General features: G+C 69.3%; 6 protein-coding genes and 1 tRNA gene. 1 reads left to right on the top strand and 6 read right to left on the bottom strand.

What is annotated here, in order from left to right; genetic code table 11:
* Nucleotides 1-120: 120 nt before the first annotated feature.
* Complete coding sequence (locus ACYVJE_RS22810; protein ID WP_459159168.1) at nt 121-738, bottom strand: ANTAR domain-containing response regulator; 618 nt, start codon at nt 736-738, stop codon at nt 121-123.
* 201 nt (nt 739-939) lie between these two features.
* Between ACYVJE_RS22810 and ACYVJE_RS22805 the strand changes: the two genes are divergently transcribed.
* Nucleotides 940-1,013: transfer RNA gene (locus tag ACYVJE_RS22805), tRNA-Leu, on the top strand.
* Between the two features lie 135 nt (nt 1,014-1,148).
* On the opposite strand, the gene ACYVJE_RS22800 is transcribed toward ACYVJE_RS22805, so the two are convergent.
* From ACYVJE_RS22800 to ssb, 5 genes are all read right to left on the bottom strand, one after another.
* Nucleotides 1,149-2,561, bottom strand: coding sequence for a tyrosine-type recombinase/integrase (locus ACYVJE_RS22800; RefSeq protein ID WP_461146094.1), 1,413 nt, complete (start codon nt 2,559-2,561; stop codon nt 1,149-1,151).
* Nucleotides 2,558-2,746, bottom strand: coding sequence for a helix-turn-helix transcriptional regulator (locus tag ACYVJE_RS22795; protein ID WP_461146093.1), 189 nt, complete (start codon nt 2,744-2,746; stop codon nt 2,558-2,560). The genes ACYVJE_RS22800 and ACYVJE_RS22795 overlap by 4 nt, the downstream gene beginning before the upstream one ends.
* 203 nt (nt 2,747-2,949) lie before the next feature.
* Nucleotides 2,950-4,284, bottom strand: coding sequence for a DUF3631 domain-containing protein (locus ACYVJE_RS22790; RefSeq protein WP_461146092.1), 1,335 nt, complete (start codon nt 4,282-4,284; stop codon nt 2,950-2,952).
* Entirely contained in the window at nt 4,281-5,264 is a 984-nt protein-coding gene (locus ACYVJE_RS22785) for a bifunctional DNA primase/polymerase (RefSeq protein WP_461146091.1), read from the bottom strand. Before ACYVJE_RS22785 ends, ACYVJE_RS22790 begins: the two co-directional genes overlap by 4 nt.
* Nucleotides 5,265-5,358: 94 nt before the next feature.
* Nucleotides 5,359-5,820 (bottom strand): single-stranded DNA-binding protein, encoded by a 462-nt coding sequence (ssb, locus tag ACYVJE_RS22780; RefSeq protein ID WP_461146090.1) that lies wholly within the window; start codon nt 5,818-5,820, stop codon nt 5,359-5,361.
* Nucleotides 5,821-6,000 lie beyond the last annotated feature (180 nt).

Genomic DNA, 6,000 nt, shown 5'->3' with positions numbered 1-6,000 from the left:
TCCCACCCGCTCCTTGAGGTCAAGTCGGATCGTAGCCATGTCGTTCTGTGAGCCAAGGAGTTGGTGTGGAACCTTGTCTTCCAGACCGCTTGGCCTCCGACTTGCGAACGCCCGCGGTGGTCACTCCTGCGGCAGGTTGTCCAGCACCGCCTGGGCGACCTCCTTCATCGTGGTGCGCCGGTCCATGGCCGTGCGCTGCAGCCAGCGGAACGATTCCGGCTCGCTCATGTCGTGGTTCGTCATGAGCAGCCCCTTGGCCCGCTCGATCGTCTTGCGCGCTTCCAGCCGCTCGTTGAGGTCGGCGACCTCCGATTCCAGCGCCTGGACCTCGGTGAACCGGGAGACGGCCAGTTCGATGGCCGGCACCAGGTCGCGCTTGGCGAACGGCTTGACCAGGTAGGCCATCGCACCCGCGTCGCGGGCGCGCTCGACCAGGTCGCGCTGGCTGAACGCCGTGAGGATCACCACCGGGGCGATCCGCTCCCCCGCGATGTTGGACGCCGCCTCGATGCCGTCCATCTTCGGCATCTTCACGTCGAGGATCACCAGATCGGGGCGCAGCTCCTCGGCCTGCCGGACCGCTTCTTGGCCATCACCGACCTCACCGACGACCTCGTAGCCTTCCTCCCGGAGCATCTCCACCAGATCAAGCCTGATCAACGCCTCGTCCTCGGCGACGAGGACGCGACGTTGCGTGGCCTGGGCCTCCTGTGGCTGGTCGGCAGCCGGCGTCGTCACCGGATTCCTCCTGGTCGGTCTCGGGGCTTCCCGATGTGTTTCTAGCACCGGAAACCGCAGCTTACCGTGCCTGCCCCGGCGTTGACCCGGACCGTGCACGTGACCGTGACGACATCGATCACGCCCGGGCGACACCGCGCGTCCGGATCGCCCCCGCTCGGCGGAGATGATCACGGGTGTCGTACGCTAGGAGCAGAGCCAGCCCACGTAGCCCAAATGGCAGAGGCAGCGGACTCAAAATCCGTACAGTGTCAGTTCGAATCTGACCGTGGGCACCCAGGTCAGCACCCCCTCACCAGGCAAAATACGGCGAGGGGGCGTGCTGCGTCTACCCGGGTGTGCCCGGCTGGGATCGAACGTGTGCGGGTGTCTCTGGACAATGCGTGGACAGAGCGAGGCGGACCGCTCGCCTACTCGGCGAGCACGTCCGCGATGCGGGAGCGGGCTGCCTCCTCCTGTCCGGCCAAGCACTTGGCGTAGATCTGCAGCAGCACCTGCACACTGTGCCCGGCCCATTCCGCCACCTGCGTGGCCGGCACCCCAGCCGACAGCCACGTCGACACCGCGGCGTGCCGCAAGTCGTAGGGCCGCTTCGCCAAAGGCGAGTCGACCTCCTCAGCGGTGAGCACCGCACGCCGGGCCCGGTCCCAGGTGTGCACGCAGGTGCTCTGCGACAACTCGGTCCGCCGCATGCTGTAGAACACCCGCCCGCTGCCCAGCGGGCGAAAGGTCCTGAGGTGTTCGCGCAGGATCCGCACCAGCGGCGGCGGGCACGGCACCGGGCGGGTGTCCCCTCGGCCGCGGTGCTTGAGCTGCCGCCGGTCCCGCCGGCGCCCCGTCGAGGACCACCGGGCCCCGGTCTCCGGAGCCGAGCCCGACAACAGCAGCTCACCCCAGGCGCCCTCGGGCTCGCCCCACTCCCCCGCCTCGGCGTCCCACTGCAGCGGCGGCAGGGTGATGTCGCCGCGGCGCAGGTTCACTGCCTCGGCCGGGCGCGCGGCGGTGTAGTACATCACCGCGAAGAACGCCTTCAAATGCGGCCCACTCGGCTCCTGCTCCCCCACAGCATCGAGCAGCCGCCGGGCTTGCTGCGGGTTGACCACCGTGCGCTTGTCGATGGCCTGCACCGTCTTCGGCGGCTTCCACTTCAGGTTCGGCAGCGGGTTCTCCGCCAAGAGTCCGCGTTCGACGGCGTAGTCCAGCGCGTTGTGCACCACGGCCCGCTTACGGGCAACCACCGAGGCGGCCGCGGGCTTGCCGTCCAACCGAGTGGCGATCAATTGGACCACCTCCCGAAGCACCGCCGGATCGGCCAACGCGCTCACCGGCCGGGTGTTCTCCGCCAGCCACTTCAACGCCTGCCGCACCTCGCGCGGCTGCTCGACCGAGTCCCGCCGCTCGGCGTGGAAGGCCCACCCGTTCAATGCTGACCGCATCACCCGGCCGTCAGGTTTGCCCCGGTCCGAGGCAAGCAGTGCCGGGGTCACCGTCGCCAGCGTCTCAGCGATTCCTTTGCGGGAGTTGCCCGCCAGCTCCGGCCACTTCATGTCGACGTAGTCACAGGCGAAGTCGAACCACGACACTTCTGCAGACTCGCGTCCCATCGAGACCGGTAGTCCCGTCGAGGTGCGGAAGGCTTCACCTCGTCGCGCTGCGAGCAGAAGTTCGGAACGAAAGCTCTCCGCGTGGGCCTTGGTCTTGAAGGACTGGTACTTCGCCCTTCGCGCTACCTCCCAGCGCACGCCATAACTCGTGATGCGCCCCTTCGCGTTCTTGCGGAGTTTCAGGCGCCACACGCGGACGTCATAGGTGGTGTCGTTCATGCTGCCTCCTCGAGGGCGGTGATCCAGGCGTTGAAGTCGCTGCGGCGGATGCGGATCGATCCGTTCGGCAGTCGGACGTGCTTGGGGATGCGCTGCTTGGCCTTCCAGTCGTCGAAGGTGCTGCGGGAGATGGCCAGCTCGTCGCAGAACTCGGCGACGGTCATCCACGTCTCACGCTTGGACATAGGTGTCCTCCAGGAACGGGGTGGAAGAGGGCCGCGGGTGGAGTAACGGGGGTAACTGCCGTAACAGCGCTGCTCATGGGGTTACGGCTGGTTACTTCGGTTACGGATACGCCGTAACCGGGGTGCGGGCGGTTACGGCACTGCGGTAACCGCCGTAACCTGCCGCAACCGGCTGACCTGCACGGTTACCGGGGTTACGGGGGTTACTCCGCTGTGGGGCCGGCGGGTGGGAGGTAGCGGCGCCAGGCATCAGCTAGGCCGCCGTCGCCGGTGACGACGTAGCCCTTGCAGGAGCGGGTGCCGTCTTTGAACGTGGTGGGTTTGACGCCGTAGCGGTCGAGTTCGCGGGCCATGCGGCGGGCATCGAGTGGTTTGCCCTTCAGGTCTGCCCACGGGGCGTCGTCGAGTTCGTGCAGGGCCGGCAGGATGTCGGCGGTGGCCATGCGCTCCACCCCGCGGTGGGTGAACAGTTCGCGCAGGTCGCCGAGAAGTCGCACGCCCAGCGAGGTGGCGGTGGTGGCGGTGCGGACGAAGTGGGCGCAGGCGGCCCGGGCGGTTTCGGGCCAGTGCCCCCCGGCCTGATCGGCGATGGCCAGCAGGGGTTCCCAGATCTCGGCGGGCCGGTCGGTGACCCCGTCGGGCATGGTCGGTTGCGCGTCGGCGAGCTGGTCGCTTTCGCTGTCGATCCAGGCGGCCAGTTCCTCCTTCAGCGGCTGGGCCTGGCGTTCCACATCGCGTTCGCGGAAGGCCTCGACGGGTTCGTCGGGGGCGCGTTTGCGCATGTGGATGGTGATGGCGCGGGTGGTGATCGTGGCGGGCATGCCGCCGGCGATGCCGGCCAGAGCGGCCGGGGCGTAGACCGGGAAGCGCTGCACGTCCATCTGTTTGGCATCTCCCACGCAACGGGCGATGGTGGCTGAGCGCTTGTAACCGGCGTTGAGCATGCCGCGCAGGTCTTCGTAGTTGCCTCCGGATTTGGGGTTGAAGATGGCATCGACCTCGTCGAAGAGGATCGTCACCGGCCCCTCACTGACGAGGCGGAACAGGGCGGCCGTGGTGACCGAGATGGTCATCTCCGGTGCTTTGACGAGGTACTGGGCGACTTCGAGCACGCGGGTCTTGCCGCTGCCGGGCTCGGCGCTGTCGAGGATCAGCCGCGGGGTGACGTAGAAGGAGGCGGCGGCGTGGGTGTGGGCGTACCACAGCGCCAACGTCGGGGCGCAGTGCTCATCCGGAAACGCCGAGAACCGCCGGATGAAGCCCACCACGTCGTCGAGCACGTCGTGGCCGACCCGGTGCGACCGCTGCGGGGCCGCCAACCACGGCAGCCCCTCGGCCTCGTCGTCAGCGTCGACGGGCACGGTTCCGCCGTCGTTGGGTGCCTCGGTGACCTGCTCGGCGTGCCAGGCGCGTTGACAGGATTCGCTGCAGAAGGATTCCGACGGCGAGTCGGCGAGGCTCGCGCCGCACTGGTGGCACATGGACGCGGCCAGGGCCTCGTCGATCGCCGAGACGGCTTCGGCGTAGTCGATGCTCATACAACGGCACTTCCTACTTCGTCGGAGATCAGCCGACGCGGGTGCGCCGCGCCGGCGCGGAATCCGGAGTCGACGGTTCGGTCGATCTCCCGTGGTGTCCATGGGTGTTCGGGGCGGGTGTTGGGCACCTGGGCCATGGCCTGGTGCAGGCTGCGGCGGGCTGTGGTCTCGTCGAGGGCGCCGCCGGCGATCCAGGAGCCGAGCGTGGCCGCGGCCTGAAACAACCGGACGTTCTGCTCCCCGGGCGGGGCGGTGGCCACCCGTTGGCACTCGCCGCGCAGCACGGCGCGCAGATAGCCGGACCGGGAGTGCGCGGTGATGGTCAGCGCCGCCCCTGCCGGCCGCGGGTCCTCCGCACCGGTGCTTCCGGCCTCGGCGGCCCGCAGCCGCTGCAGCAGCCACTCCGGGCACGGCACCGGGGGCGTGTCATCGACCAGCTCGTAACCCCCGCCTGGGGTGAGCGAGCCGGGCCCGACGACGTAGCCCCCGGCCGCACGCACGTCGACGTGCCACCCCAGCCGCCCCGCGGTGCTACGCACGCCGTCACCGTGGGGCGCTTGGAAGTACACATGTACGCCTTCGCTGGGGGTGCGCACGGTGTAGGTCTCCGGCAGCTCCTCGCCCGCGGTCGCGGCGAGGGTCTGCAGCACGTCCCATCCGTCGCGGGCGCCGGCCCACTCCGGTGGGTCTTGCTCGTCGGGGCCGGGCTGGTCGCAGTCGAGGACCACCAGCCCGGACGGGCCGGTGGCCACGCCGATGTTGAACATGCCGTGGGCCCAGCAGCGTTCGATGACCGTCCGGTCGGTGGTGGCGCGCTGTTCCCATCCGCGGTGCCCCTCACGGCAGGGCCCGGTGGCCGGGCAGCTGCGGTGTCCGTGTAGGGCGGGGCGTTTGGCGTAGCGCCGCAGGGGGAAGATCCGCCAGTTCTGCTGGGCGCAGTGCAGGGCCCACCGGGTGAGGAAGTAGTGTGTCACGTCCATCGTGCGAGGCACCTCTCGTGAACGTAGGTTCGTGCAGGGCGGGGGTGCGAGGGGCCGCCGGGCGAGGTACGGCGCCCGGCGGCCCCGTTTCGGGTTAGAACGGCGGCTCGTCAACCGAGCCCGCGCTGGTCGTGGCCGGGGCCGGGTTGGCCCACGCGGTTCCACCGGCGGTGCCGGTGCGACGGGCCTTGGACACGGTGGCGGTGGCCCAGCGCAGGCTCGGGCCGATCTCGGTCACGTCGACCTCGAACGTGCGCCGTCGGGTGGTGTTGCCGGCCTCGTCGGTGGTGTCGAACTCCTTCTGCCGCACGCGGCCGGTGACGATGACGCGGGTGCCCTTGCTCAGGCTCTCGGCGGCGTGTTCGCCGAGTTCGCGCCAGATCGAGCAGCGCAGGAACGTGGCCTCGCCGTCTTCCCACTCGCCGGTGGTCTGGTTCCTCCGGCGGGAGTTGCAGGCGACGGTGGCGCTGGCGACCGCAATGGCGCTGTTCGTGTAGCGGATCTCCGGGTCGGCCACGAGCGTGCCGACCATGGTGACCTCAGGCAGACCAGACATGACGGGAACCTCCAAACAGGACGGTGCAGGGCGAGTGCGTCGGCGGGTGAACTCGCGAGCTTCGAGTGAGGTTTTTCATCGGCGAGTGCGGCCGGTTCACTGGCGGAGTGCGCTGGGGAAATGAAGCGAGTGAAGCGAGTGAACTCCGGGGGTGTGTCCCCTGCCGCAGGGCACGCACAG

It is taken from the genome of Salinifilum aidingensis (assembly GCF_054782015.1).
Note: the sequence above shows the minus strand (reverse complement) of the source record. Positions and strands in the feature narration are given on the sequence as shown.